This is a genomic window from Winogradskya consettensis, assembly GCF_018332715.1.
Lineage (GTDB): Bacteria > Actinomycetota > Actinomycetes > Mycobacteriales > Micromonosporaceae > Actinoplanes > Actinoplanes consettensis.
The window spans coordinates 71,376-97,594 of sequence record NZ_BOQP01000030.1 but is presented as its reverse complement, the minus strand read 5'-3'; the positions used below and the strand labels follow the sequence as shown (position 1 = coordinate 97,594).

The window sequence follows — 26,219 nt, the reverse complement described above, 5'->3', positions numbered from 1 at the left end:
GTGATCAAAGCACTTGATGCATTTGCAGAGGCTGCAAATGGGTCCCGGACATCGCACACAGCATGGCTCGCCATCCCCTCGGTGGGTCTAGTGGAAGGGATTCGTCTCGAAGGAGGAGCCATGGCGCCGTCATCACGGTGGAGCATCCGCATTCTGGGGCTGGGGATCGCCGTCATCGGGCTCCTCGCACCGGATGCACCGCCGGACCACCTGATTGATCTCGGCAGGTGTGTCCTGGTCGCGTCGTGGGTCGATGCCCTGCTCGAGGCGATCCTGCTCCTGCGTGAACGCCCGGCCCGTCACACCGGGCAGGGCCGGGCCGCCCCGGGCGGATCACCGCGGGCTGTTCAGGAGGGTGAAGGCGTCGGCGAGCGGGCCGTCGGTGCTGCGGAGGGTGGAGAGGGCACGGCTGGCCCGGCTCTTGACCGTGCCGGGGGAGCAGCCGAGCTGGGCGGCTATCTCCTGTTCGGTGAGGCCGGCCCAGTAGCGCAGGACCAGGACGACGCGCTGGGCTGCGGGGAGTTGGCGCAGTGCCTCCAGGACCACGTGGGCGGTGTCGCGTGGGGTGTAAGGGTCCGCGGTGGGTTCGTCCGGGAGGGTAGCGGCGGGGATTTCCCGGTGCCAGAGACGGCGGGCGGCGCGCCAGGCGGCTCGGGCCATGATGCGGCGGGTGTAGGACTCCGGGTCGCCGTGGGGGTGCAGTCCGGGCCATTTTCGGTACGTCTTGACGAGCGCGTCCTGGGTGAGGTCCTCGCCGTGGCCGCGGTCGCCGGTGAGGAGGGTGCCGTAGCGGACCAGGGACGGGTAGCGGTTGGCGACGAATTCGGCGAAGCCGTCCGGTGCGGTCATCGGGCGGCCAGCCCGAGCAGGTGCTCGAGCTCGGAGACCGTGGCGTCGGTGAGGCGTACCCGGCCGCCGGCGGACGAGACGGCCTCCTGGCAGCGGTCGCCGAGCGTGATGATCACGCTGGTCGGGTCCGGGGCGTCGCCGGCGAGGGTGAGGCGGAGGGCGTTGTGGGAGGAGCCCGCGCAGGCGCCGGTGAGCATCGCCGGCTGGCTCCCCAGCAGCCTCGTCACAGCGGCGATCGTCGCCGGGTCGGTGGTCTCGGCGTGGCCGGTCCACGGGTCGGCGTCGGTGATGTCCGATGTGGTCAGCTCGACGGAGGAGGTGTCCACGGGCAGCACGAGTGCGCCGAGGGCGGCCGGCTCGGTGCGGATGGAGTCGATGATCGTCCGGGAGGCGGCGCCGTCGACGCGGAGGGTGATCGAGACGTGGGACCAGGGGAGGTGCAGGACGTTGTAGTAGCTGTAGCCGGGAGCGTGGTCCGGTGCGAGTGCCTCGGAGTCCAGGGCGTCGGTCATCCAGGCGGGTTCACCGCCCGGCAGGGTGACGGACTCCGGGGGGAGCACGATCAGTGGGAGATCGGTGCGGGCGGACGGATCGGCCCCCGGCTGTCCGTCGGCGGACGGAGCGACGTCCTTGGGGAGGAGAGCCCGGCCGGCGGGCCAGGTGCTCGCGGTGCCGGTCACCTCGATCTCGGCGGTCTGGCACCCGATCTTCTGCGGGCCTGAGATGAGGACTGTGGTACTGAGTGTCTCACAGGGGGCGTCCGCGACCGGGGTGGCGACGGTCCAGCCTGCCGGGATCGGGAGGTGCAGGGCGCCGGCCACGACCTCGCCGTTGACGACACGAGGGGTCGGGGGAGCGAAGGAGGCTGCGGGAGGTGCTTCGTTGCCGGCGACGTGGGTGGTCACGGCTACGGCGGTGGCGGTGCCGAGGAGGGCTGCTGCGAGGGCCGCGGTGGTCAGGGTGCGACGGCGGCGGCGGGCTGCGCGGCCGCGGGCGATGACGGCGGTGACCGGGTCGGGGTTGTCCGGGGTGATCCCGGCCACCGCGTCGTCGAGCAGTTCTCTTATTCGTGCGCTCACTGCGTACCCCCGGAGTCCTTGAAGGAAGGTGTCATACTCCTCAAAGGCAGCGGCAGGCGGGAAGGTTCCGTGCGGTCAGGCGCCGCCGGCGGTGAGGGTGACCGTCTGGGGCTGGAAGGACGTGCCCGTGATGTCCGTGCCCGCGGCCTTGACCTGGTCGAGGGCCTGTTTGATGTAGTCGTTGGTGTAGGCGAGGCCGGTCGGTTCCTTGGTGAGGACCGTGTCGCCGGTCTGGTTCTTGGCGGTGAGGGAGATGTCGACGGTCTGCTTCCAGGCCGCTTCGTCGATCATGCCGACGCCGCCCGTGGCGGCGGGCCAGACGAGCTTGTTGACCTCGTTCATCTGCCAGAGCTGGTGGCTCTTGCCGAGTTTGGAGCCCTTCGCCACGACGAGGTCGCGGCAGGCTTCCGGGTTGTCGCGGCAGTAGGCCCAGCCCTTGACCGTGGCGGCGAGGAACTTCACGGTCTGTTGCTGGTACGCGGGGTCGTTGAGCTTTTCCGTGTTGGCCCACACGGCGTCCTGGAGCATGGCGGAGCCGTTCGTCTTCCAGTCGATGATCTGGAAGTCGTCGGGGGTGTAGAGCTTGCCCGTGGCGGGGTTCGTGGCTTCGAGCAGCTGCGCGTACTCGTTGTAGGACATCGCCTGGGCGACGTCGATCTCCTTCTTGAGCAGCGCCTGCATGTCGAACTGCTGCTGGACGAGCGTGACGTCCTTGCCGGCGTCGAGGCCGGCCTTGGTCATGCCGGCAAACAGCTCGAACTCGTTGCCGAAGCCCCAGTTGCCTACCTTCTTGCCCTTGAACTGGGCGGGTGTCGTGATGCCACTGTCCTTCCAGGCCACCTGGTAGGTGCCGGACCGGGCGAAGATCTGGCCGACGTCGGTGATGCCGGCGCCCTGCTCGCGGGACGCGAGGGCCTTGGGGACCCAGGCGACGGCGTAGTCGGCCTTGCCCTGGGCGAGGACGGTCTGCGGGACGATGTCGACGCCGCCCTCGAGCAGTTGGACGTCGAGGCCCTGTTCTTTGTAGAAGCCCTGGTCGACGGCGGCGATGTAGCCGGCGAACTGGGCCTGGAAGAACCACTGGAGTTGCAGCTTGATGGGGGTCGTGCCGCCCGAGGCGGTGGGGGTCGCGGGGGTGTCGGCGGTGCCGCAGGCGGTGAGGAGGAGGAGTAGGGAAGCGGCGATCAGATATCGGCGCACACGGGCTCCTTTAAATGCGATAGGGCATGGCGATCCGCTCCAGCAGGAGCGTTGCTAGGTAGAAGACGAGTCCGAGCAGGCAGGCGCCGGCCACGAAGGCCCAGGCACGGGGGTACGCGGTGAACGCGGCCGCGGAGGTGATCCGGGACCCGAGACCGTTCTGCAGGCCGCCGAAGTACTCGGCGACGACGGCGGCGATGACAGCGAGCGAGGACGCCTGGCGCAGGCCGGTGAAGACGAACGGCAGCGCCCCGGGCAGGCGGACGAGGCGGGTGAACGTCCAGCCGCCGGCGGCGTAGCTGGTCATCAGCTCGCGGTGGACCGGGTTCACCTCGCGCAGCCCGCGCAGGGTGTTGATGAAGACCGGGAAGAACACGATGATCCCGGCTACCAGTCGGCGCGGCAGGCTGGACGTCGACTCGAACATGTTGTTGAGGATCGGGGCGAGCGCGATGATCGGCAGCGCGTTCAGCACCGCGGCCAGGGGCAGGGACAGGTCGGCGAGGAAGCGGAAGCGGCTGGCCACCATGGCCAGCAGGACGGCGGCGGCGGTGCCCCAGAGCAGGCCGATCAGGGCGTTCAGGCCGCTGGCCAGAGCCGCGTCCCAGATGTTGCCGCGCTGTGCGATGAGCTCGTGCCCGATCGCGGAGGGGGCCGGGAGGATGAACGGGGCGATGCGGCCTAGCGAAACGGTCAGCTCCCAGGCCGTCAGGGCGGCGATGCCCAGGACCAGCGGCGGGAGGACGCGCCTCAGGCCGCCGGCGCTGGGTTTCATGCTGCCGCCCGGAGGGCTTTGCGGACCGTGGTGACGGCGTCGAAGAAGGCGGGGGACTGGCGTACGGCCTCGTCGCGGGGGCTGGGCAGGTCGATGTCGACGGTGGCGGTGATCCGGCCGGGGCGGGGTGACATGACCACGACGCGGTTCGAGAGGAACACCGCCTCGGAGATGGAGTGGGTGACGAAGATGGTGCTGGTGCCGGTCTTCGCGCAGATGGCGAGGAGTTCGGTCTGGAGCCGTTCGCGGGTCATCTCGTCGAGGGCGCCGAACGGCTCGTCCATGAGCAGCAGCGGCGGGTGGACGGCGAGGGCCCGGGCGATGGCGACGCGCTGCTGCATGCCGCCGGAGAGCTGGGCGGGGTAGTGCCTGGCGAAGTCGGCGAGGCCGACGAGTTCGAGCATCTCGGCGGTGCGGGAGCGGCGTTCGGCCCGGGACTGGCCGCGTAACTCGAGCGGTAGCTCGACATTGCGCTGGACCGTGCGCCATTCGAAGAGGCCGGCCTGCTGGAACGCGATGCCGTACTCCTGGTCGAGGCGGGCCTTGCCGGCGGGCTTGCCGTTGACCTCGACCGTGCCGCTCGTGGGGGTGATGAGGTCGGCGATCAGCCGGAGCAGGGTGCTCTTCCCGCAGCCGGACGGGCCGATCAGGGAGACGAACTCGCCGGGGGCGACCGTGAGGTCAACGTCGGACAGGGCGGTCACCTCGCCGGTGTGCCCGGGGTTGAAGACCTGTGAGACAGCCTGTATTGAAACCGCGGTCACATCGTCACCACCGTTACTCGGCGCCGGTGCCGCATCAGCGGCAGTTCGAGGAGGCTGACCAGGCCGGCGACGACGAGCCCGAGCAGGGCCGCGCCGACCATGGCCGTGTAGACCTTCGCGGGGTCGGAGGTGGCCTCGCGGGAGTACTCGAGGATCAGCCGGCCGATGCCGCCGCGCGTGCCCGTGGAGATCTCGCCGACCACCGCACCCACGACGGCGGCGGCACCGGCCAGCCGCAGCGCGGGGAACAGGTAGGGCAGCGAGGCCGGGAAGCGGAGCTTGATCAGGGTCCGCCACCAGCCGGCGGCGTAGCTGCGCATCAGCTCGACCCCGCTCGCGTGCGGGGACTGCAGTCCGCGGAGCATGCCGACCGCGACGGGGAAGAAGCTCAGGTACGCGGAGATGACCGCGACCGTCATCCAGTCCTGCCACGGGTAGGCGCCGAACGACAGGTTGCCGCTCCATCCGGCGATCAGCGGCGCGAGGGCGACCAGGGGGACGGTCTGCGACAGGATGACGTAGGGGAGCAGGCCGCGCTCGACGATGCGGAAGCGTTGCATGGCGACCGCGAGGACTAACCCGACCGCCGCGCCGGCGACGAAACCGAGAGCAGTGATACCGAGTGTGAACAGTGTTGCGCTGAGGACGGCCTGCCAGACCGGCCGGCCGCCCGTGAGTTCCGGGCGGCCGAAACGGGACAGCATGTCCCACACGTGCGGCATGGACAGGTCGTCGGCGCGCGGCAGGACGCGGGTGCCGAACAGCACCGTGCCGTCCGGGTTGCCGACCGCCTTGTAGCCCTCCCAGAGGGCGACCATGAGAAGAAGCCCGATGACGACGCTCAGGGCTCGTCTCATGAGACCGCCGGGATGATGCTCTTGCCGTAGGCCTCGAGCGTGGCTTCCTTGTCGTCGTGCTGCAGGTAGAGCGCGAACTGGTCGACGCCTAGCTCGCGGAGCTGCTCGAGCCGGGCGAGGTGGTCCTCGACCGGGCCGAGGATGCAGAACCGGTCGACGACCTCGTCGGGCACGAACGCGGTGTGCGAGTTGCCGGCGCGGCCGTGTTCCGCGTAGTCGTAGCCTTGCCGGGCCTCGATGTAGTCGGTCAGGGCCTTCGGGACCGCGCCCGCGGAACCGTAGCGGGACACGATGTCCGCGACGTGGTTGCCGACCATGCCACCGAACCACCGGGTCTGGTCCCGCTGGTGCGCGAGGTCGTCGCCGACGTACGCCGGGGCGGCCACGCAGAACTTGATCGCCAGCGGGTCGCGGCCGGCCTTCTCGGCGGCGTCCCGGACGGCCTTGATCATCCACGCGGCGATGTCCGGGTCGGCGAGCTGCAGGATGTAGCCGTCGCCCACCTCGCCGGTCAGGGCCAGCGCCTTGGGGCCGTAGGCGGCGACCCAGACGTCGAGCCTGCTGTCCGGGGCCCACGCGAACTGGAGCTCCTTGCCGCGCAGCTCCACCGTCTCGCCGCTTGCCAGGCCCCGGATCACGCCGATGCTCTCGCGCAGCTGAGCGAGCGTGTTCGGCTGCAGTCCGAGGACCCGCAGCGCCGAGTCGCCCCGGCCGATGCCGCAGATCGTGCGGTTGCCGTACATCTCGTTGAGGGTGGCGAACTGGGAGGCGATGACCGTCCAGTCGCGGGTGCCCGGGTTCGTCACCATCGGGCCGACGATGACGCGGGACGTCTCGGCGAGGATCTTCGAGTAGATGACGAACGGCTCCTGCCACAGCACGTGCGAGTCGAACGTCCACACGTGGCTGTAGCCGAGGTCCTCCGCCTTCTTCGCGAGCTCGACGAGCTCGCTCGAGGGTGGGTCGCACTGCAGGACGACGCCGATGTCCATCGCCTTCACCTCACCTTCGGGAAGCCGAGGTCGACCTCGGAGGTGGCCGGGTCCGGCCAGCGCGAGGTGACGACCTTGCTGCGGGTGTAGAACTGCAGCCCCTCCGGGCCGTACATGTGCAGGTCGCCGAAGAGCGACGACTTCCAGCCGCCGAAGCTGTAATAGGCGACGGGTACGGGGACCGGCACGTTGACGCCGACCATTCCGCACACGACGTCGTACTGGAACTGCCGCGCCGCGCCGCCGTCGCGCGTGAAGATGGCGGTGCCGTTGCCGTACTCGTTGCTGTTGACCAGGTCCAGGGCCTGCTCGTAGGTGTCGACCCGGACCACCGACAGCACCGGCCCGAAGATCTCGTCGGTGTAGAGCGGTGAGTCCGTCGGCACCTTGTCGACCAGCGAGGCGCCGAGGAAGAACCCCGGCCCGTCGGTGATCGGGGCGTCGCGGCCGTCGACGACGACCTCGGCGCTGCCCGCGTCGGCGAGATAACCGGCCACCTTGTCGCGATGCTCCCGGCTGATCAGCGGACCCATCTCGGCGTTCGGGTCGCTGGCCGGTCCGACGGCGATCCGGCCGATCCGCTCCTTGATCGCGTCGACGAGCGGGTCGGCGCTCGCACCCACTGCCACGACGACCGAGACGGCCATGCAGCGTTCGCCGGCGGAGCCGTACCCCGCGCTGACCGCCGCGTCGGCGGCCGAGCCGATGTCCGCGTCCGGCAGCACCACCATGTGGTTCTTGGCCCCGCCGAGCGCCTGCACCCGTTTGCCCTGCGCCGTCGCGCGCTGGTAGATCGTCCGCGCGATCGGTGTCGAGCCGACGAACGAGATGGCCTGTACGTCCGGACTGTCGATGAGGGTCTCGACCGCGAGCCGGTCGCCCTGCACGACGTTGAACGCGCCGTCCGGCAGCCCGGCCTGGCGCAGCAGGTCCGCGAGCAGCAGCGCCACCGACGGGTCCTTCTCGCTGGGCTTGAGGACGAACGTGTTCCCGCAGACCAGGGCGTTGCAGAACATCCACATCGGGACCATGGCCGGGAAGTTGAACGGCGTGATCCCCGCGACGACCCCGAGCGGCTGGCGGATCGAGTAGACGTCCACCCCGGTCGAGGCCTGCTCGCTGTAGCCGCCCTTGAGCAGGTGCGGGGCGCCCGCGGCGAACTCGATGTTCTCCAGGCCCCGGGCCAGCTCGCCGCCCGCGTCGGCCACGGTCTTGCCGTGCTCGGCGCTGACCAGCGTCGCGATCTCCTTGCGGTTGGCGTCGACGAGCTCGCGGAAGCGGAACATCACCTCGGCGCGGCGGGACAGCGACGCCGCCCGCCAGGCGGGGAAGGCCTTCTTCGCCGAGGCGACGGCAGCGTCGGTCTCGGCCGCGGTCGCCGCCACGATGTACGCCTGCTGCTCGCCGGTCGCCGGATCCCAGACGGGAAGCTGACGGCCGCTGGTGCCCGCGGTCGCCGTACCGTCGATCCAATGTTTGATCTCACGCATCGCCGCGCCCCCTAGACCAGGTACTCGGAGAGGCCGCGCGGCACGTACTTGCCGTGCCCGGCGTGGCCCTTGTACTCGCCGTTCTGCACGATGACCGAGCCTCGGGAGATGACCGTGTCGACCTTGCCCGCGATCTCCCAGCCCTCCCAGGCTGAGTAGTCCATGTTCATGTGGTGGGTGTCGACCGAGATCCGGGTACGCCCGGCCGGGTCGTACAGCACGATGTCGGCGTCCGAGCCGGGAGCGATGACGCCCTTCTTCGGGTACATGCCGAACATCCGCGCCGGCGTCGTCGCGATCGTCTCCACCCAGCGGCCCAGCGACAGCTTGCCGTCGACCACACCCTGGTAGAGCAGGTCGACGCGGTGCTCGACGCTGCCGATGCCGTTGGGGATCTTCGAGAAGTCGCCGATCCCCATCTCCTTCTGGTCCTTCATGCAGAACGGGCAGTGGTCGGTCGACACGACGGCGAGGTCGTTGGTCTTCAGCCCTTTCCACAGGTCGGCCTGGTGGCTCTCGTGCTTGCTGCGCAGCGGCGTCGAGCAGACCCACTTGGCGCCCTCGAAGCCGGGCGCGCCGAGCTGGTCCTCCAGGGTGAGGTACAGGTACTGCGGGCACGTCTCGGCGAAGACGTTGCGGCCGCGGTCGCGGGCCGCGGCGACCTGCTCCAGGGCCTTCGAGGCGGAGAGGTGCACGATGTAGAGCGGGCAGTCCGCGGCGACCTCGGCGAGCCAGATCGCCCGGCTCGTCGCCTCCGCCTCCAGCTCCTGCGGGCGGGTGACACCGTGGTAATACGGGTCGGTCTCGCCGCGTTCCAGGGCCTGCTTGACGAGTACGTCGATCGCGGGCCCGTTCTCTGCGTGCATCATGATCATGGCGCCGTTGTCGCGGGCCTTCTGCATCGCGCGCAGGATCTGGCCGTCGTCGCTGTAGAAGACGCCGGGGTACGCCATGAACAGCTTGAAGCTCGAGATGCCCTCGGTCGCGACGAGCTGGTCCATGGCCTTGAGCGACTCGTCGTCCACCCCGCCCAGGATCATGTGGAAGCCGTAGTCGACGTGGCAGTTGCCGGCCGTCTTCTCGTGCCAGGCCGCCAGCCCGTCCTGCACGACCTCACCGGTCCGCTGGATCGCGAAGTCGATGATCGTGGTGGTGCCGCCGAACGCCGCGGCCCGCGTACCCGTGTCGAAGGTGTCGCTGGCCTGTGTACCGCCGAACGGCATCTGCATGTGGGTGTGCGCGTCCACGCCGCCCGGGATCACGTATTTGCCGGTCGCGTCGATGGTGTCAGGCACGTCAGGGGCGGTGCCCGGGGCGTAGAGCGCGACGATCCGCTCCCCGTCCACGAGCACGTCGGCGGCGTTGGGGCCCTGCGGCCCCACGACGGTCCCGTTCTTGATCAGGAAGCTCATGGGGTGACCAGCCCGTCGTAGCTGTCGGGGCGGCGGTCGCGGTAGAACTGCCAGCGGTCGCGGACCGTGGAGAGCAGGTCGAGGTCGAGGTCGCGGACGATGAGCTCGGGGTTGTTGGTGTCGCCGACGTCGCCGACGAACTTGCCCTCGGGGTCGACGAAGTAGGACTGGCCGTAGAAGTCGTCGTCGCCGAGGGGCTCGATGCCGACGCGGTTGATGGCGCCGATGAAGTACTCGTTGGCGACGGCGCTGGCCGGCTGTTCCAGCTGCCACAGGTACGACGAGAGGCCACGGCTCGTGGCGGACGGGTTGAACACGATCTGGGCGCCGTTGAGGCCGAGCGCGCGCCAGCCCTCGGGGAAGTGCCGGTCGTAGCAGATGTAGACGCCGACCTTGCCGACCGCGGTGTCGAAGACCGGGTAGCCGAGGTTGCCCGGGCGGAAGTAGAACTTCTCCCAGAAGCCCTTGACCTGCGGGATGTGGTGCTTGCGGTACTTGCCGAGGTAGCTGCCGTCCGCGTCGACCACGGCGGCGGTGTTGTAGAGGACGCCGGGCTGCTCCTGCTCGTACATCGGCAGGACCATCACCATGCCCAGCTCGGCGGCGAGGGCCTGGAAGCGCTCGGTGGTGGGGCCGGGGATCGACTCGGCGTACTCGTAGTACGCGGCGTCCTGGACCTGGCAGAAGTAGGGGCCGTAGAAGAGCTCCTGGAAGCAGATCACCTTGGCGCCCTGGGCGGCGGCCTGGCGGGCGTAGTCCTCGTGAGCCTTGATCATCGTCTCTTTGTCGCCCGTCCAGGTGGTCTGGACGAGGGCGGCTCGCACGATACTGCTCATCGGTGCTGCCCCTCTCTCTTTATGGTGGCATGAGTCACGTGTTGATTGTGATCGCCTCGGCACCACCTGTCATGGCCCCTGCTCTGCTTGACATCCGGGGCCCATGCAGGGGAACACTAATGACACAGGCAGAGGCGAACAATTGCTCGCTTGTTACCAAATGTTTCGCGCCGGTAATTTGCTTCGGCCCGTCCGGGGGCGGGCCGGCCGGGAAGTGCGAGGAGGGGGCGGGGCTTGCTCAGGCTCATCACGGGGGCGGTCGACGACCGCAGTGCCCGGGGCATCGCCGCGGCGGTGAGCCGTCTCGTCACGGCGGGTGACCTGCCGAGCGGGGCGCGCCTGCCCACCGTGCGCGACGTCGCCGCGGCCCTGGGCGTCAGCCCGACCACGGTGAGTGAGGCCTGGCGCAGCCTCGCGCGGGCCGGGGCGATCCAGACCCGCGGCCGGTCCGGCTCGTTCGTCACGTCACCCGGCCAGCCCCGGCAACGCCTCCGGTACGCCCAGCTCGGCGGCACGTTCCCCGGCGTCACCCAGGACTTCTCCACCGGCGTGCCCGACTACGATCTGTTACCGAGTATCACCGAGTCGCTCAAGCGGGTCGGGGACGCGCGCCTCACGACGAGTTACCTCGAGGCCGCCGTGCTGCCGCCCCTGGAGACGGTGCTGCGGGCGCGGTGGGCGTACCCGGTGGATCGGCTGACCGTCGTCGACGGGGCGCTCGACGCCCTCGACCGGATTACTTCCGCGATCGTCCGGTACGGCGACCACGTCCTCGTCGAGAACCCGGCGTTCCCCCCGGTGCTCGACCTGCTCGAAGCCGTCGGCGCCACCGTCGTCGGCGTGGCGCTGGACGAGCACGGGATGCGGCCGGACGCGCTGGCGAGTGCGCTGCGGGCGTACGACCCGGTCGCGGTGTATCTGCAGCCCCGGGCGCACAACCCGACCGGGGTCAGCCTCAGCGCCCGGCGCGTCGAGGAACTGGCCGACGCGCTGGCCGCGTACCCCCAGGTCACCATCGTCGAAGACGATCATGCGGGGGACATCGCCACCGCGCCCCCGGTGAGCCTGGGCACCCGCCTGCCGCACCGGACCGTGCACGTCGCCGGTTTCTCCAAGAGCCACGGCCCGGATCTGCGGCTCGCCGCGCTCGGCGGGCCCGCACCGCTGGTCACCGCGATCGCCGACCGGCGGCTGCTCGGGCCCGGCTGGTCCAGTCGCCTGCTGCAGGCCGTCCTGCTCGACCTGCTCACCTCCGTGGACGCGATCGTGCAGGTGGCCGAGGCGCGCCAGGTCTACGCGGACCGCCGCGCCGCCCTGCTGACGGCGCTCGCCGAGCGGGGCGTGTCCGCGACGTCGGACGACGGCATCAACCTGTGGATGCGGGTCGAGGATCAGCAGATGGCGATGCTCAGCCTCGCCGGGCACGGCATCGCGGTCGCCCCGGGCGCGCCGTTCGAGGTGTCCACGCTCGGCGCCGACCACGTCCGGATCACGGTCGGCCTGATCCGCGACGGCGTACCCGCGCTGGCCGACATCTTCGCTTCCGCCGCCGGGGCCGACGCCCGCGGCAGCGGTTCCCGGAGCCAGCCGCACCCGCGCGGCTGGCGCTGACGCCCACTCCTGGAGGACACCCATGACCGATGACCTGCTCGCCCGGCACCAGGCCGTCCTGCCCTCCTGGGTGACGACCTACTACGGCAACGACGCGATCGAGCTCGTCTCCGGTTCCGGGCGGCGCGTGACCGACGCGTCCGGGCGTACCTATCTCGATTTCTTCGGTGGCGTGCTCACCAACATGCTCGGCTACGACGTCGCCGAGGTGCGCGAGGCCGTCGAGCGCCAGCTCGCCACCGGCATCGTGCACAGCTCGACGCTGTACCTGATCCGGCAGCAGGTCGACCTGGCCGAGAAGATCGCGCGGGTGTCCGGCATCCCCGACGCGCGGGTCTTCTTCACCAACTCCGGCACCGAGGCCAACGAGGCGGCGCTGCTGTTCGCCACGAATCACCGCCGCTCCAACCAGATCCTGGCGATCCGCAACAGCTACCACGGCCGTACGTTCGCCGCGATGGCCGTCACCGGGCACCGCAGCTGGTCGGCGAGCGGTCTCAGCCCGCTGCAGGTCAGCTGGCTGCACTCGGGGGACAAGCTGCGCGGGCGGATGGCGGGGCTGTCCGACGGTGACCACATCGACGCGGCGGTCGAGGACCTGCGCGAGGTGCTGGCCACCACCACGGCCGGTGACGTGGCGGCGCTGATCGCCGAGCCGATCCAGGGCGTCGGGGGGTTCGTGCACGCCCCGGACGGGCTGCTCGGCGCGTTCAAGAAGGAGCTCGACAACCACGGCATCCTGCTCATCGCCGACGAGGTCCAGACCGGCTGGGGGCGTACGGGTGAGCATTTCTGGGGCTACCAGGCGCACGACGTCCAGCCGGACCTGATCACCTTCGCGAAGGGCATCGGCAACGGGTTCGCGCTGGCCGGTGTCGTCGGCCGCGCGGATCTCGTCAACGCCGTGCCCGCCACCAGTTTCTCCACGTTCGGCGGCAACCCGATCTCGACGGCGGCCGGCAACGCGGTCCTGGACTACGTGCTCGATCACGATCTGCAGGCCAACGCCCGGCGTACCGGCGAGATCCTGCTGAGCGGTCTGCGCGAGGTCGCGGCAGATTCCAAGATCCTGGCCGAGGTACGCGGCCGCGGCCTGATGATCGGCCTCGAGTTCTGCCGTTCGGGCACCACCGAGCCGGACACCGCCGCAACGCTCGCGGTCTTCGACGAGTGCCGCAAGGGCGGGCTGCTCGTCGGCAAGGGCGGCCTCTACGGCAACGTCCTGCGCATGGGCCCGCCGCTCACGCTCACCGAGGACGAGGCCCGCGAAGGCCTCGCGATCCTGGTCGCGGCGATCCGCACCGCCGAGTCGCAGGGCTGATCCGAGGCTGATCCAGAGGCTGATCCGGAGGGCGGGTCCCGCATGATCACCGGGGCCTGCTCATCCTGGCCCAGGTGTCAAGATCGACGAGGGTGAACAGCCGGTGAAATCTGTTCCATGGCCGGAAGAACTTACCCGTGACCAGGCTTTCGACGGTAGCCGTACATCGATGGCGCGAGTCAGTATCTGCATGTGACAGAGACTTCCGTGATTCTCGTACTCGTGGTCGTGACCGCACTCGGTTTCGACTTCACGAACGGGTTCCACGACACCGCCAATGCGATGGCCACCTCCATCGCGACGAAGGCGCTACGGCCCAAGGTGGCCGTGGCGCTCTCCGGCATCCTCAATCTTGTTGGTGCGTTCCTCTCCGTCGAGGTCGCGCTCACCGTCAGCAACGCCGTGGTGAAGATCCAGAGCTCGAACGGTGCTCCCAAGCCCGAACTGCTCGCCGACGGCGGCTCCGCGTTGCTGCTCATCGTGCTCGCCGGCCTGGTCGGCGGGATCGTCTGGAACCTGCTGACCTGGCTGCTCGGGCTGCCGTCCAGCTCCTCGCACGCACTGTTCGGCGGGCTGATCGGCGCGACCATCGCCGGGCTCGGCTGGGCCGGCGTCAACTGGAACGGCGACGGCAGCAAGCTCGACGGCGTCGTCGGCAAGGTGATCCTGCCCGCCCTGCTGTCGCCCGTGATCGCCGGCGTCGTCGCCGCGGCCGGCACCTGGCTGATCTACCGGATCACCGTCGGCGTCGCGAAACGCTTCACCGACAACGGGTTCCGGTGGGGCCAGATCGGCAGCGCCTCGCTGGTCTCGCTCGCGCACGGCACCAACGACGCGCAGAAGACCATGGGCGTGATCACCCTCGCCCTGATCGCCGCCGGGGACTGGACCGATACCAAGAGCATCCCGTTCTGGGTGAAGGCCGCGTGCGCCCTCGCCATCGCGGCGGGCACCTACCTCGGTGGCTGGCGGATCATCCGGACCCTCGGCAAGGGCCTGGTCGAGATCGCCCCGCCGCAGGGCCTCGCCGCCGAGTCCGCGTCGGCCGCCGTCATCCTGGCCTCCAGCCACCTCGGCTTCGCACTGTCCACCACGCACGTCGCCACCGGCTCGATCCTCGGCTCCGGCGTCGGCAAACCCGGCGCGCAGGTCCGCTGGCGGGTCGCCGGCCGCATGATCGCCGCCTGGCTGATCACCCTGCCCGCCGCCGCGGTCGTCGGCGCGGTCATGTGGTGGATCGGCAACCTGCTCGGTGGCGGGCTCGCCGGCTCGATCGCCGTCTTCGTCATCCTGCTGGCCGCCGCCACGTACATGTTCCTGCGCTCGCGGCGCACCCCGGTCGACCACAACAACGTCAACGACGAGTGGGAGGACGCCCGGCCCGCCGAGCGCGAGCCCGCCGCCGTGGCGAGCTGAGAGGCGTACGAGATGCACAACCTGGGTTTCGCCCTCGAGGGCGCGTGGAAGGTCCTGGCGGCGGGTCTGATCCTCGGCGCCGGCCTGCCGGCCCTGTTCGCCCTCGGCATCCGCACCCTCGCCTGGGGCGACGGTGGCAGCGCCGAGGCAACCGCCGGAGCAGCTCCGCATGCCGCGGGCAAGATCCTCGGCTGGCTGCTGTTCGCGATCGTGTTGCTCGGCGTCGTCCTGGGTATCACGTTCATCGTGGCCAGCGGCCTCGGCAAGGCGCTGAGCTTCGAGCACGTGTTCCCGACCATCGTGGACAAGTGAGGCCATGACCGAATCACGGTCCAATTTCATGACCCGCGCCGTCGAGTGGCTGCGCGCGGGCTACCCGACGGGCGTGCCCCGGCAGGACTACGTCGCCCTGCTCGGAGTCCTGCGCCGCAAGCTCACCGAGGACGAGGTACGCCAGATCGCGATCGACCTGGCCAAGGAGTCCCCGGAAAGCCCGGACCCCATCACCGCCGAGGACATCGAGGCGATGATCGCCGGCTCGGTGCTCCAGAACGCCACCCCCGAGGACGTCGTACGCGTCTCCGCCCACCTCGCCGCCGGCGGCTGGCCCCTCGCGGACCCGCCGCTCGCCTGAGCCCCCGTTCCCGCCGGGTGTCCGATCCGCGCCCGGCGGGAACGGCTTCGGCGTCCTTACCATCGGGCGATGCTCATCGCGCACCTGAGTGACCCGCACCTGCCGACCGGCCCGCTCGCCGCGGCCCCGGCGACGGCCCTGCACCGCGCGTTCGCCCGCCTGCTCGCCCTCGAACCCCGCCCGGCCTGCGTGGTCATCACGGGAGACCTGGTCGAGCACGGCACCCCCGACGAGTACGCGCTCCTGCTCGACATCCTGGGCCTGTGCCCGATCCCCGTGCATCTCGCACCCGGCAACCACGACGGCCCGCGCTTCACCACGGAGCTGGGCGGCAGCCGTTACCTCGCCGGTGGATCGTCCTCGTCGTACGCCGTCGAATACCCCTCGGCCACTGTCATCGTCGCCGACTCGGTCATCCACGGCCGGGCGGAGGGCCGGCTGGGCGACACGCAACTGGCCTGGATCGACGAAACCCTGGGCGTACGCCCGGACGTGCCCGCCTTCATCGCCATGCACCACCCGCCCGTGGCGGTCGGCATCCCGTTCCTGGACGGCATGGGGCTGCTCGACGGCCCGGAGCTCGGAGAGATCGTCGCGAGGCGGGGCAACGTGGCGCGGGTCCTGGCCGGGCACGTCCACCGGACCATCGCTGTGCCGTGGGCGGGAACGCTGGCCAGCGTCGCCCCGGCTACCTACCGCCAGACCGCACTGCGCCTGCACGACGCCCAACCGCCGGGTTACCTGATCGAGCCGGCCACCTTCCTGCTCCACGCCCCCGCCGGTGACGGCTGGGCGACCCACTCGGTCGCCGTCTCCGGGGCGGGCGCCGTCCTCGCCTACTGACACTGCTCTCCAGGGTGAGCACTGCTCTGCGGGGCGAGGGTATGCCGTTTGTGGGGCGGGGCGCTGCTCGCTGCGGTGAGCGCTGCTCTGCGGGGCGGGGGTATGCCGTTTGTGGGGCGGGGCGCTGCTCGCTGCGGTGAGCGCTGCTCTGCGGGGCGGGGGTATGCCGTTTGTGGGGCGGGGCGCTGCTCGCTGCGGTGAGCGCTGCTCTGCGGGGCGGGGGTATGCCGATTGCGGGACGGGACCCGCTTGCTGCGGTGAGCACTGCTCTCCGAATCGGGGGATCTCGCCCTTCGCGGCGAGCACCGCTCTCCAGGGCGAGCACCCGGTCGGAGCGTGGCCGGGGTGTGGGTGGGGCCGGTCGGAGTGTGGGTGGGGCCGGTCAGAGCGTGGCCTGGCGGAGGGCGGTTTCGGCCTGGGCGGCCAGGGCGGGGACGAGGTCGGCGGCGGAGGGGTGGTCGGTGATGAGGTCGGTGGACTCGCCGGCCCGGATCGGTTGTGCGGGGATGTCGCCGCGGTCGGCGGCGTCGCGGGAGGCCTGTCGGGCGTGGGGGTCCGCGGCCAGTTCGGGTTCGCGGTCGCGCCAGCGGTCGAGGAAGGGGTGGCCGAGTGTCCGGGCCGTGTAGGTGGACGGCCAGGGGGAGTTCCGGGCGATGTCCAGGACGCGGCTGCGTTCGGTGTTCTCGGACCGGCCCTCGAGGATCGCCGTGACGGTGGACGGGTCGGCGAGGCTTTCCTGGGTGGCCTGGAAGCGGGTGCCGAGGAGGGCGCCCGCCGGGCCGAGCGCCAGGGCCGCGGCCACGCCGCGGCCGTCCGCTGTGCCGCCGGCGGCCAGGACCGGCACCGGTGCCACGAGGTCCACCACGGCAGGGATGAACGGGAGGGTCGACCGGCCGTGCCGGGCGCCGTGGCCGCCGCTCTCGGTGCCCTGGGCCACGATGATGCCGGCGCCGAGGTCGCGGGCGCGGCGGGCCTCGTCCAGACCGGTGACCTGGACCATGAGGATGGCGCCGGCATCGTGGACGAGGCCGGTGAACGCCGGTGGGGTCGCCGAAGGAGAACATCACCGCCGCCGGCCGGAAGGAGAGGACGTGCTCGACCGCCGCGGTGCCGGTCGCCCAGGTCAGGAAGCCGGCGCCCCAGGGGCCCGGGCCGGCGGCGGCCAGGGGGAGCTCGCGGGTGAGCCAGTCCCTGTCGCCGCCGCCCGCGCCGAGCAGGCCGAGGCCGCCACCGCGGGCGACAGCGGCGGCGAGGGCACCGCCCGCGGTTGCGCCCATCGGCGCCAGGGCGATCGGGTGCCGTGCTCCGGTCATCCGCGTGAACGGGGTTGTCAGTGTCATGATCCCATCGGCCAGTGCCCGCGAATAACTGTCGATCGAATGTGTCACGGGTAGCGGTAAACCGCCGTGCGGGCGATAATTGTGGCCGTTCGGTGGAGATTTCTTGCGGGTAACGCGATGATCCATTCGGGGTGGTCCGGAGAACCTTGGGAAAATGGTTCCCGTTCCTGGGCTGAACCCACAGTTTACGGCCGTGTTGCTCCCGCAATCCACTTCGGACTGTTTGTGCTGCCCGGGGGTAACCTCGCAGATCCGTCGCTTCGTGTGAACCGTGCCCTATGTGGACATTAGGGAGGCGGATCACGCTCAGTGATGATCTCCGATGTCGTGTTGGCGGTCCGGCTGAATGTTAATGGCGCATTACGAAAGGCAGAGGAGATTCGCAAGTCAGGTCCATGGAGTCGACTTTGCGGACGGTGTTACGGCGCGGCGGGGGTTCGGGTGCTATCACCAGGGACGATCCAGAGTCAACCGCACCAATAGTCAATCTGGGGACACCCGAATACGGCCTCGGTGATCCTTAAATCTTGCTTAGACTCGCCGTCGGCCCGCCATCCTCGCCGGCTTCGCGAGCATGCACCGCACCGTTCTTACGTTTCTGTCGTCTCTGCTGTGGAGGACGCCTGATGGCTCCTGCTCGTCTCGTCCAACGACGAGGGATCGTCCAACGACGGGGGATCCGCTCCCTCTTCGCCGTGCTGTGCGCCGGTGTCCTCGTCGCCGCCGCGCCTACACCGGCCGGCGCGCAGCCGGTCCAGCGCGCTCAAACCCAGGCCGCGCTGCGCGCTCAAACCCAGGCCGCGCTGCGCGCTCCCGCCGGAGCCGCGCCGAGCGTCCCGGGTTACGGCCAGGTCGCCCAGCCGCGGGTCACCCCGCCCGCGCCGCTGCCGAAGCGCACCGGCAAGGTCGCCGTGACCACGCCCGGCAAGGCCGCCGCGACCACAACCGGCAAGGCCGCCGCAGTGGCCGGCGTCAACGACCAGGTCGCCCTGCGCTCGCTGATCATCGCCACCGACACCAGCGATTTCGGTGTCGCCACCTACAAGGCCACATTGGACCGCGTCGGCGCGGCCTACGACGTGCTCTACTCGGCCGACACGACGCTGACCACCGGCTCGCTGGTGCGCCCTGACGGCGTCGGCAAGTACAACGCGATCCTGCTGACCAACAGCATGCTGGTCTACTCGTCCGGGGGTGCCTACCTCAACGGCCTCGAGAGCGGCGAGTGGAACATCCTCTGGGCGTACGAGCGGAACTTCGGTGTCCGCCAGGCCGCGCTCTACACCAGCTACGGCACCTGGCCCGAGGACTACTGCCTGCGTTCCGCCGGGGAGACCTCGGTCGGTGACACCCCGCTCAACGTGAACTTCACCGCGGCGGGTGCCGGGGTGTTCGACTATCTCAAGGCGAGCGCCACGATCCCGGTGGTGCAGTCGTACGTCTACAAGACCTCGATCGCCGCGGGTTGCAGCGCCGACTCCACGCTGACCGACGGCACGAACGTGCTCGGGGTGCGGACGACGTCGACCGACGGCCGTGAGCGGCTCGCGCTGACGTTCACGCTGAACCAGTACCTGCTGCAGTCGGATCTGCTGGTCTACGGCGTGGTCCGGTGGGCGACCAAGGGCATGTTCCTCGGCGAGCAGCGGCACTACCTCAACGTCGACGTCGACGACTGGTTCAACACCTCGGACCACTACTACCCGGACGGTCACGTCGAGTACACGCCGGGCTTCCAGGTCTCCGCGCACGACATGGTCAACCTGAAGGACAAGCAGGCCGCGCTGCGCACCGCGCACCCGCAGGCGTCCGGGTTCACCTACAACCTGGCCCTGAACGGCGCGGACATCGATCCGTTCGCGGGCAGCACGTGCAGCCCGAACGGCGGCCCGACCGAGCTGACCGCGACCAGCAAGTGCCTCAAGAACGACTTCCGGTGGCTGAACCACACGCTCAACCACTACGAGCTGAACAGCACCAACTACGCCACGACCTATGGCGAGATCAACGACAACCGTACGGCTGCCACCGCCGCCGGCATCTCCACGCCGAACGACGTGCTGAAGACCCCGGAGTACTCCGGGCTCGGCGTCTACACGACGGACCCCGACGACGACACCGGCGTACCCGTCGACCACGGCCTGACCGGCTCCAACCCGAACCTGCTGCAGGCGGCCAAGGACCTCGGGGTGAAGTACCTGCACGGCAACTTCTCGTTCGCGAGCCACGTGCCGGCGAACTTCAACACCAGCATCGTGCACCCGCTCGAGGCGAGCCTGTCGGTGGTGCCGGACTGGCCGACCAACATCGCGTACCACGTCACCACGCCGCAGGAGGAGACCGCGTTCTACAACTCCTTCTACGGGCCGAACGGGCGCTTCCCGTACTGGCCGACCGACCGCACGTACGCGCAGATCGTGGATTACGAGGCCGGCGTGGCGCTGCAGCACGTGGCGTCCGGTGGCATCAACACGCACACCTTCCACATCGCGAACGTGAAGGACTACGGGACCGGTAAGACGCTGCTCACCGACTGGACCGAGAGCGTCGTCGGCAAGTACGACTCGCTCTACGCGACGCCGCTGATCAACCTCGACTGGTCCGCGCTGGGCGCGTACACGACGGTTCGTAACGCGCACTTCGCGCAGCGGGCCGCCGGGGCCGACCCGGTCTACGACCGGTCCACCGGCACGGTCACGGTGACCTCGCCGCTGACCGGCACGGTGCAGCTCAGCGGGGTGACGGCGGCGACGTCGAGCACGTACGGCAGCGACGTCTCGGCGCCGATCGCCCTCGTGGCGAACACGGCCGTGACGGTGACCGCGGCTCCGCGGGCCTGATCGCGGCGGACGGGGGGAAGGCGGAGATCCAGTGCGTGTCGCACTCGTGTCGGAGGGGACGTACCCCTACGCGATGGGCGGGGTGAGCATCTGGTGTGAGCAGCTCATCCGAGGCATCCCGGACTACCGCTGGGAGGTCGTCGCGCTCACCGTGGACGGCAGCGAGGAATCCGTCTTCGCCCCGCCCGTGAACCTGGACAACGTCCACTCGATCCCCCTCTGGGGGAGCGGGCCGGACCACCCCAGGCGCAACAACCAGCAACCCGGGGCCGCGTTCACCGAGTCGTATGCGGTGTTCCTGCGCGCCCTGGTCACCCCGCTGGAGACGACGCTGTCCGAGCAGGGCGCGGTCAGCCGCAGCATGTTCCTGCTCGCACTGCGCGGGCTCTACGAGTACGCCGCCGACGGCGGGGACCTCAGCGCCGCGCTCGTGTCGAACGAGGCCCTGGGCATGATGCTCGACGCGTGGCGTGAGCTGCGCGTCGAGCAGACGTCCCCGGCGCCGACCGTGGCGGACGCGATCCAGGCCGCGTGGCTGATCGAGCACATGCTGCGTCCGCTGAGCGCCCCGGTCGTCGAGGCCGACATCATCCACTGCTCGATGAACGGGTTGTCCACGCTCGTGGCCATGGCGGCCAAGTGGCGGCACGGCACCCCGATCGTCATGAGCGAACACGGCATCTACCTGCGGGAGCGTTACATCTCGTACCTGGACGACGACGCCTCGCACGCGGTGCGGGTGCTGGCGCTGAGCTTCTTCCGGTCCCTGGCCGGGGCGGCGTACCTCATCACCGACGTGCTCGCGCCGCACTCGGCGTACAACCGCCGCTGGCAGCTGCACAACGGCGCGGATCCGGACCGGATGTGGACCATGTACAACGGCGTCGAGCCGGCCGAGTTCCCCGCGGCGACCAGCGAGCCCGGGGTGCCGACGATCTCGTTCATGGGCCGGATCGACCCGCTCAAGGACCTGCACACGCTGATCAGGGCGTTCGCCCTGGTGAAGAAGGAGATCCCGGCGGCCCGGTTGCGCATCTTCGGGGGTACGCCCGCCGTGAACCGGATCTACCACGAGTCCTGCGAGCTGCTCATCGAGGAGCTCGGGCTCACCGGCTCGGCGGTGCTCGAGGGGCGCATCGGGAACGCCGTCGACGCGTACCACGCGGGCAGCATCGTCGCACTGACCAGCATCTCCGAGGGCTTCCCGTACACCGTGGTCGAGGCCATGGCCTGCGGGCGGCCCACGGTCTGCACGAACGTCGGCGGGGTGTCCGAGGCGGTGGGGGAGACCGGCATCGTGGTGGCCCCGCGCGACCACGCCGCCGTCGCCGAGGCCTGCGTCAAGCTGCTGCGCGACGACGAGCTGCGGTTCCGGCTCGGCGTCGCCGCGCGCGCCCGGGTCCTCGAGCACTTCACCCTCAGCCAGTCGCTGCAGATGTATCGCAACGTCTACGAAGGACTCGCGACGCCGATCGGTGCCGCCGAGCAGCCGGAGCACCTGCGCGGCACGGCGCAGGGCCGGGCCAGGCCGCCGCGGCAGCGTTCCGCCGCCACCTCGGGTCTCTACACCGGTGGGCAGCTGTGACGGTGAACGACGAGGCCGGCACCGAGACCGTGCGGATCGACATCGGCGACAAGACCGTCCGCATCGAGCTCCCGGACGAGACCGTCCGCATGGACGTCGGCGACCGGACCGTACGCCTGTCCGCGCCGAACACCGCCGGGGCGCACCGGACCGACAACTCCGACACCCAGGTGATCCGGCCCCCGATCCCGCCGCAGTCGCGCCGGACCCGCCGCGCCCCCGCGGGCCCCGCGCGGCCGGACGGCACCTCCGCCGGCCCGGACACGGCAGCGAGCGGCCCGCCGATCCACACCGTCGTTCTTCCCCGGATCTCCGACGACCCCCTGGAGGAACTCGTCGACCGGATGCGGCCCAAGCTGGCCCGTGCCGTCGACGCCCTGCAGGTCGCCGCCGCCCTCGAGTCGGACGGCTTCACCGACCGCGGCGCCAAGGTCGAGTACGGCTTCGCCGACGTGTTCGCCCTCGCCGTCGAGGTATACCGCCGGCTCGGCCCGCCGCTCGAGCAGACGGCCGCGCCGGACGCCCCGCGGACGTGGCGCTCCGGGCTCCGGGTCCTCGCGCACGGCCCGCTGTACGCCCTGCCCAGCGCGGTGTTCCCCGCGGTGCTCGGCGTGCTCGGGCAGCGGTCGGTGGTGCTGGCGCTGACCCTGGCCAGCGCGCTCGGCTGGCTGTACGCGGGGACGGCCGCGTTCGGCGCGTACAAGCTGCTCGGGGGCAACCGCCCGCGGGCCGCCGCCCGGCTCCTGCGCTTCGCGACCGTGGGCGCGCCGTTCGCGGGTGCGGCGTGCGGGTTCCTCGTGGTGGCGGTCACCGGCGGTGGCTGGGGGCTGATCGTGCTCGCCATGTGCCAGCTCGGCTATCAGCTGGCCGGCACGGTGCTGGTGTTCTACCGCCGCGAGGGCGTCCAGGCGCTGACCATGGTGCCGGCGGTCGTCTTCGGCTGCGCGTACCTCCTGGCCGGCCCGGCCCTGCGGACCCCTGCGCTTGTCACCGCTGCCGCCGGGGTGACCGCCGCCTACGTCGCCGCGCTGCTGCTCACCCGGAACCGGGGCGACGTGGCGGAGGCGTCCGGGTTGCCGTTGCTGCGCCTGCAGCTGCCCGGTCTGGCCGGGGTCACGTGGTACGGCCTGTGCTCGGCCGCCCTGCTCCTGCACGCCGAGGCGCCGTATCTGCTGAACCGGCTCGACATCGCGGCCGCGGTGGCCCCGCTGATCCTGGCCATGGGGTTTGTCGAGTGGCGCGCCGAGGGGTTCCGGGCCGCCGCGGTCCGGATCACCAGGCTCAGTCACCGGCCCGAGGACTTCCAGCGCGCGATGCGCGTACTCATCGCCCGGGAGACCTTGCTCTGCCTGGCCGTCCCGGCAGGTCTCGGCCTGGTGCTCATCGCCGGGCTGGCCCTGACCGGGTGGCTCTCGGCACCCGGCGTGGTGATGATCGCCGCCCACGTCGTGCTGGGCGGCGCCTACTACTCCGCGTTCCTGCTGGCCGGCTTCGAACGTTTCGGCTGGCTCTGCTGGTCGATGCTGGCCGCGCTCGCGGTGCACATCGGGATCGGTGCCGCCCTCGGTGCCGCGCCCCTGCTGGGGCGGACGGCGCATCCGCTGACCGACACCCTGCTCTATCTCGGCAGCGTCGTCGCGCTGCAGGGCCTGTTCCTGTACGGCCTGTCCCCGTTCGCGGGCCAGGTCCGCCACTTCCGGTAGATCACGACCATGGGGAGGCAGAACTGCTATGCATGCGGTGATTCTTGCCGGCGGCAAGGGCGTGCGGCTGCGGCCGTACACCACGACCTTGCCCAAGCCGCTGATGCCCATCGGTGACAAGCACGCGATCCTGGAGATCGTCCTCGAACAGCTCGCGGGGTGCGGCTTCACGTCGGTCACCCTCGCGATCAACCATCTCGGCCCGCTGATCCGGGCGTTCGTCGGCGACGGGGACCGCTGGGGGCTGCACGTCGACTACATCGAGGAGGACCGGCCACTGTCGACGGTCGGGCCGCTGTTCGGCCTGAAGGAGTCGCTGCCGGAGCACTTCCTGGTGATGAACGGCGACATCCTGACCGACCTCGACTACGCCGACCTGCTGCACCAGCACGCGTTGTCGGCCGGGGGGCTGACCGTCGCGATCGCCGAGCGTACCCACAAGGTGGAGTTCGGCGTGCTCGACGTCGAGGCCTCACGGATCGTCGGGTTCCGCGAGAAGCCCGAGCTGCACTACCAGGTCAGCATGGGCGTGTACGGCATGTCGCGGCGCACGCTGGCGCCGTACCCGCCGGGGTTGTCCTTCGGGTTCGACCAGCTGGTGCTCGACCTGCTGGCCCGCGGCGACAACCCGGCGACGTACCCGTTCAAGGGGTTCTGGCTGGACATCGGCCGGCCGGAGGACTACGACGAGGCCAACCGCAGCTTCGAGCGGATCCGGCCGCTGATCCTGCGCGAACGGCTGGGTGAGCCGGTATGAGGGTGCTGCTCTTCGGGTCGTCCGGGTTCATCGGGGGTCATGTGCGTGCGGCGCTGACCGCCGAAGACCGGGTCGAGGACCTGATCTGTCCCGGGCGGGACCGCCACGACCTGATCGCCGGGGACGTGACCGCGCTCGCGGAACTGCTGCGCGCCGAACGCCCGGACGCCGTGGTGAGCTGCGTCGGGGCGCTCGGCGGCTCCGGCGAGGACCTCGTGCGAGCCAACACCCTCGTCGCGGCGAAGCTGCTCGAGGCGGCGGCCGAGGCGGTGCCGTTCGCGCGGCTGGTCCGGCTCGGCTCGGCCGGGGAATACGGCGTCGTGCCGCACGGCGAGGCCGTCGGTGAGGACTCGAGGACAGAACCGGTCGGCGCGTACGGTGTCAGCCACGTCGCCGGCACGCGACTGTTCACGCTGTCCGGGCTGGACGCGGTGTCCGTACGCGTGTTCAACCCGATCGGCGCGGGGCAACCGGCGGAGAACGTCCTGGGCCGGGCGGCTCTGCGGATCAGGGAAGCGCTCGCGGTCGGCTCGACGGAGATCACGCTGGGGCCGCTGGGTGCCTACCGGGACTTCGTCGACGTCCAGGACATCGCGTCGTTGCTCCGGGCGGTCGTCACCGAGCCGCGGCTGCGCAGCCGGGTCTACAACGCGGGCAGCGGGCGGGCGGTCACCGTACGCGCCGCGGTCGGCCTGCTGGCCGAGCGGGCCGGCTGGAAGGGAGCCATCCGGGAGGTCGGGACCGGGCCGCAGCGCTCCGCCGCCGTGGACTGGATCCAGGCCGACATCAGCCGGGCCCGCGACGAGCTCGGCTGGAAACCGGAGCACGACCTGGAGACGTCCATCACGAACATCTGGGCGGGGGCGCCCGGGTGAGACTCCACGGCCACCGCGTCCTCTGCGTGGCCGCCGTGCTCCTTCTCATGGCGGCCTGCTCGGAGGACCCCTCTCCGCCGCCGCCGGCTCCTTCGACGTCCGCTTTGTCCCCGGCTCCGGCTTCCACTCCCACGCCCACGCCCACTGCTACCTCCGACGGGACGGTGGCCCCCACGGGAAAGCCCACAACCACGCCGGTGGAGTTCCGCTCGTGGGCGTACCAGCTGCAGGACTACTCCGGCGGCAAGCTCGACCAGCTGGCGGCCGGGCCGTGGCAGGTGGTCGTGGTGGATCTCGCGCGGGACGCGCACGAGGACTACTTCACCGCCGCCGAGATCGCGAAGGTGCGCTCGACCGGCAAACGCGTGCTGGCGTACTTCGAGATCGGCAGCATCGAGGATTTCCGGCCCGAATACCCGGGGCTGCGGCGTGACGCCGCCGACCTGATCGCCAACGAGTGGGGGGACTGGCCCGGCGAGTACTTCGTGCGCTACTACGACGAACGGTGGTGGCAGCGGGTCGTGCGGCCCCGGGTCGACCAGGCGTTGCGGGCCGGGTTCGACGGCGTCTACCTGGACACGCCCCTGGCGTACGAGGAGATCGATCTGGGCTCGGTGCAGGGCCGGGACCGGGCGCGGCTGGCCCGGGACATGGCGGGGCTGATCGCGCGCATCTCGGCGTACGCCAAGGGCCGCACCAAAGATTTTCTGATCGTCCCGCAGAACTCGCCGGAACTGCGGCACCAGCCCGGATACACCGCGGCGGTCGACGGCATCGCCATGGAGGAGCTGTTCTACCAGGCGACCGACGAACGCTGCACCGAGGACTACTGCGCGGAGAACCTGAGCGAGACGCGGGCGTTGCGGGACGCCGGCAAGTTCGTGCTCAGCGTCGACTACGCGACCCGGGCCGCGGACGTGCGCAGCGCCTGCGCGCGATACCGGACCGAACGTTTCGCCGGCACGGTCACCGTGCTGGATCTTGACCGACCCGGCCCGCCGTGTCCGTGACGCGGCGGCCGACACACACCGAAGTACTGG

The 26,219-nt window shown here is 70.5% G+C and carries 23 protein-coding genes; 12 read left to right on the top strand and 11 right to left on the bottom strand.

Going from position 1 to position 26,219, the window contains the following annotated elements:
• Window positions 1-333 precede the first annotated feature (333 nt).
• The 10 genes from Aco04nite_RS27165 to Aco04nite_RS27120 form a co-directional block, all read right to left on the bottom strand.
• On the bottom strand, window positions 334-849 hold the full coding sequence (locus Aco04nite_RS27165; RefSeq protein ID WP_213000085.1) for a SigE family RNA polymerase sigma factor: 516 nt from the start codon (window positions 847-849) through the stop codon (window positions 334-336).
• Entirely contained in the window at window positions 846-1,928 is a 1,083-nt protein-coding gene (locus Aco04nite_RS27160) for a hypothetical protein (RefSeq protein ID WP_213000084.1), read from the bottom strand. Before Aco04nite_RS27160 ends, Aco04nite_RS27165 begins: the two co-directional genes overlap by 4 nt.
• 75 nt (window positions 1,929-2,003) lie before the next feature.
• The gene (locus Aco04nite_RS27155; RefSeq protein WP_213000083.1) at window positions 2,004-3,128 is read right to left on the bottom strand and encodes an ABC transporter substrate-binding protein; all 1,125 of its coding nucleotides are present in this window, start codon (window positions 3,126-3,128) and stop codon (window positions 2,004-2,006) included.
• 10 nt (window positions 3,129-3,138) lie between these two features.
• A complete protein-coding gene (locus Aco04nite_RS27150) occupies window positions 3,139-3,903 on the bottom strand; it encodes an ABC transporter permease (protein ID WP_213000082.1) in 765 nt (254 codons plus the stop codon).
• Complete coding sequence (locus Aco04nite_RS27145) at window positions 3,900-4,667, bottom strand: ABC transporter ATP-binding protein (RefSeq protein WP_213000081.1); 768 nt, start codon at window positions 4,665-4,667, stop codon at window positions 3,900-3,902. The genes Aco04nite_RS27150 and Aco04nite_RS27145 overlap by 4 nt, the downstream gene beginning before the upstream one ends.
• Window positions 4,664-5,524, bottom strand: coding sequence for an ABC transporter permease (locus tag Aco04nite_RS27140; protein ID WP_244876330.1), 861 nt, complete (start codon window positions 5,522-5,524; stop codon window positions 4,664-4,666). The genes Aco04nite_RS27145 and Aco04nite_RS27140 overlap by 4 nt, the downstream gene beginning before the upstream one ends.
• Complete coding sequence (locus tag Aco04nite_RS27135; RefSeq protein WP_213000080.1) at window positions 5,521-6,516, bottom strand: TIGR03842 family LLM class F420-dependent oxidoreductase; 996 nt, start codon at window positions 6,514-6,516, stop codon at window positions 5,521-5,523. The genes Aco04nite_RS27140 and Aco04nite_RS27135 overlap by 4 nt, the downstream gene beginning before the upstream one ends.
• A 5-nt stretch (window positions 6,517-6,521) precedes the next feature.
• Window positions 6,522-8,006 (bottom strand): CoA-acylating methylmalonate-semialdehyde dehydrogenase, encoded by a 1,485-nt coding sequence (locus Aco04nite_RS27130; RefSeq protein WP_213000079.1) that lies wholly within the window; start codon window positions 8,004-8,006, stop codon window positions 6,522-6,524.
• Between the two features lie 11 nt (window positions 8,007-8,017).
• On the bottom strand, window positions 8,018-9,418 hold the full coding sequence (gene hydA / locus Aco04nite_RS27125) for a dihydropyrimidinase (protein WP_213000078.1): 1,401 nt from the start codon (window positions 9,416-9,418) through the stop codon (window positions 8,018-8,020).
• Complete coding sequence (locus tag Aco04nite_RS27120; protein WP_213000077.1) at window positions 9,415-10,254, bottom strand: nitrilase-related carbon-nitrogen hydrolase; 840 nt, start codon at window positions 10,252-10,254, stop codon at window positions 9,415-9,417. The genes hydA and Aco04nite_RS27120 overlap by 4 nt, the downstream gene beginning before the upstream one ends.
• A gap of 234 nt (window positions 10,255-10,488) precedes the next feature.
• Here Aco04nite_RS27120 and Aco04nite_RS27115 point away from each other — a divergent pair, with 234 nt between their 5' ends.
• The 6 genes from Aco04nite_RS27115 to Aco04nite_RS27090 all read left to right on the top strand — a co-directional run bounded on the left by Aco04nite_RS27115 (window position 10,489) and on the right by Aco04nite_RS27090 (window position 16,079).
• A complete protein-coding gene (locus Aco04nite_RS27115) occupies window positions 10,489-11,865 on the top strand; it encodes an aminotransferase-like domain-containing protein (RefSeq protein ID WP_213000076.1) in 1,377 nt (458 codons plus the stop codon).
• Window positions 11,866-11,887: 22 nt separating this feature from the next.
• On the top strand, window positions 11,888-13,186 hold the full coding sequence (locus Aco04nite_RS27110; protein WP_213000075.1) for an aspartate aminotransferase family protein: 1,299 nt from the start codon (window positions 11,888-11,890) through the stop codon (window positions 13,184-13,186).
• 192 nt (window positions 13,187-13,378) lie between these two features.
• Window positions 13,379-14,602, top strand: coding sequence for an inorganic phosphate transporter (locus tag Aco04nite_RS27105; RefSeq protein ID WP_213000074.1), 1,224 nt, complete (start codon window positions 13,379-13,381; stop codon window positions 14,600-14,602).
• A gap of 12 nt (window positions 14,603-14,614) precedes the next feature.
• Window positions 14,615-14,914 carry a hypothetical protein gene (locus Aco04nite_RS27100; protein ID WP_213000073.1) on the top strand — a complete coding sequence of 100 codons (300 nt, stop codon included), beginning with the start codon at window positions 14,615-14,617 and terminating at the stop codon, window positions 14,912-14,914.
• A gap of 4 nt (window positions 14,915-14,918) precedes the next feature.
• Window positions 14,919-15,236: a DUF3349 domain-containing protein gene (locus Aco04nite_RS27095; protein ID WP_213000072.1), complete on the top strand. Its 318-nt coding sequence runs from the start codon at window positions 14,919-14,921 to the stop codon at window positions 15,234-15,236.
• Window positions 15,237-15,305: 69 nt separating this feature from the next.
• Entirely contained in the window at window positions 15,306-16,079 is a 774-nt protein-coding gene (locus Aco04nite_RS27090) for a phosphodiesterase (RefSeq protein ID WP_213000071.1), read from the top strand.
• 382 nt (window positions 16,080-16,461) lie between these two features.
• On the opposite strand, the gene Aco04nite_RS27085 is transcribed toward Aco04nite_RS27090, so the two are convergent.
• A complete protein-coding gene (locus Aco04nite_RS27085; RefSeq protein WP_213000070.1) occupies window positions 16,462-17,079 on the bottom strand; it encodes an NAD(P)H-dependent flavin oxidoreductase in 618 nt (205 codons plus the stop codon).
• A 966-nt stretch (window positions 17,080-18,045) separates the two neighbouring features.
• Between Aco04nite_RS27085 and Aco04nite_RS27080 the strand changes: the two genes are divergently transcribed.
• The 6 genes from Aco04nite_RS27080 to Aco04nite_RS27055 all read left to right on the top strand — a co-directional run bounded on the left by Aco04nite_RS27080 (window position 18,046) and on the right by Aco04nite_RS27055 (window position 26,189).
• Window positions 18,046-20,259: an Agd3-related carbohydrate deacetylase gene (locus Aco04nite_RS27080; protein WP_213000069.1), complete on the top strand. Its 2,214-nt coding sequence runs from the start codon at window positions 18,046-18,048 to the stop codon at window positions 20,257-20,259.
• Window positions 20,260-20,290: 31 nt separating this feature from the next.
• Window positions 20,291-21,844, top strand: coding sequence for a GT4 family glycosyltransferase PelF (pelF, locus tag Aco04nite_RS27075; protein ID WP_213000068.1), 1,554 nt, complete (start codon window positions 20,291-20,293; stop codon window positions 21,842-21,844).
• Window positions 21,841-23,547 (top strand): hypothetical protein, encoded by a 1,707-nt coding sequence (locus Aco04nite_RS27070; RefSeq protein WP_213000067.1) that lies wholly within the window; start codon window positions 21,841-21,843, stop codon window positions 23,545-23,547. Before pelF ends, Aco04nite_RS27070 begins: the two co-directional genes overlap by 4 nt.
• Window positions 23,548-23,575: 28 nt before the next feature.
• Window positions 23,576-24,304: a sugar phosphate nucleotidyltransferase gene (locus Aco04nite_RS27065; RefSeq protein WP_213000066.1), complete on the top strand. Its 729-nt coding sequence runs from the start codon at window positions 23,576-23,578 to the stop codon at window positions 24,302-24,304.
• Window positions 24,301-25,179, top strand: a complete 879-nt coding sequence (locus Aco04nite_RS27060) for an NAD-dependent epimerase/dehydratase family protein (RefSeq protein ID WP_213000065.1) — start codon at window positions 24,301-24,303, stop codon at window positions 25,177-25,179. Before Aco04nite_RS27065 ends, Aco04nite_RS27060 begins: the two co-directional genes overlap by 4 nt.
• A gap of 197 nt (window positions 25,180-25,376) precedes the next feature.
• The gene (locus Aco04nite_RS27055; RefSeq protein ID WP_244876329.1) at window positions 25,377-26,189 is read left to right on the top strand and encodes a glycoside hydrolase family 191 protein; all 813 of its coding nucleotides are present in this window, start codon (window positions 25,377-25,379) and stop codon (window positions 26,187-26,189) included.
• Window positions 26,190-26,219 lie beyond the last annotated feature (30 nt).

Bases quoted from the DNA above. Each gene is read 5' to 3' on its own strand.
- Aco04nite_RS27165 (WP_213000085.1), bottom strand. From the start codon at position 849: ATGACCGCACCGGACGGCTTCGCCGAATTCGTCGCCAACCGCTACCCG.
- Aco04nite_RS27150 (WP_213000082.1), bottom strand. From the start codon at position 3,903: ATGAAACCCAGCGCCGGCGGCCTGAGGCGCGTCCTCCCGCCGCTGGTC.
- Aco04nite_RS27140 (WP_244876330.1), bottom strand. From the start codon at position 5,524: ATGAGACGAGCCCTGAGCGTCGTCATCGGGCTTCTTCTCATGGTCGCC.
- Aco04nite_RS27135 (WP_213000080.1), bottom strand. From the start codon at position 6,516: ATGGACATCGGCGTCGTCCTGCAGTGCGACCCACCCTCGAGCGAGCTC.
- Aco04nite_RS27130 (WP_213000079.1), bottom strand. From the start codon at position 8,006: ATGCGTGAGATCAAACATTGGATCGACGGTACGGCGACCGCGGGCACC.
- hydA (WP_213000078.1), bottom strand. From the start codon at position 9,418: ATGAGCTTCCTGATCAAGAACGGGACCGTCGTGGGGCCGCAGGGCCCC.
- Aco04nite_RS27120 (WP_213000077.1), bottom strand. From the start codon at position 10,254: ATGAGCAGTATCGTGCGAGCCGCCCTCGTCCAGACCACCTGGACGGGC.
- Aco04nite_RS27110 (WP_213000075.1), top strand. From the start codon at position 11,888: ATGACCGATGACCTGCTCGCCCGGCACCAGGCCGTCCTGCCCTCCTGG.
- Aco04nite_RS27100 (WP_213000073.1), top strand. From the start codon at position 14,615: ATGCACAACCTGGGTTTCGCCCTCGAGGGCGCGTGGAAGGTCCTGGCG.
- Aco04nite_RS27095 (WP_213000072.1), top strand. From the start codon at position 14,919: ATGACCGAATCACGGTCCAATTTCATGACCCGCGCCGTCGAGTGGCTG.
- Aco04nite_RS27090 (WP_213000071.1), top strand. From the start codon at position 15,306: ATGCTCATCGCGCACCTGAGTGACCCGCACCTGCCGACCGGCCCGCTC.
- Aco04nite_RS27085 (WP_213000070.1), bottom strand. From the start codon at position 17,079: ATGGTCCAGGTCACCGGTCTGGACGAGGCCCGCCGCGCCCGCGACCTC.
- Aco04nite_RS27080 (WP_213000069.1), top strand. From the start codon at position 18,046: ATGGCTCCTGCTCGTCTCGTCCAACGACGAGGGATCGTCCAACGACGG.
- Aco04nite_RS27065 (WP_213000066.1), top strand. From the start codon at position 23,576: ATGCATGCGGTGATTCTTGCCGGCGGCAAGGGCGTGCGGCTGCGGCCG.
- Aco04nite_RS27060 (WP_213000065.1), top strand. From the start codon at position 24,301: ATGAGGGTGCTGCTCTTCGGGTCGTCCGGGTTCATCGGGGGTCATGTG.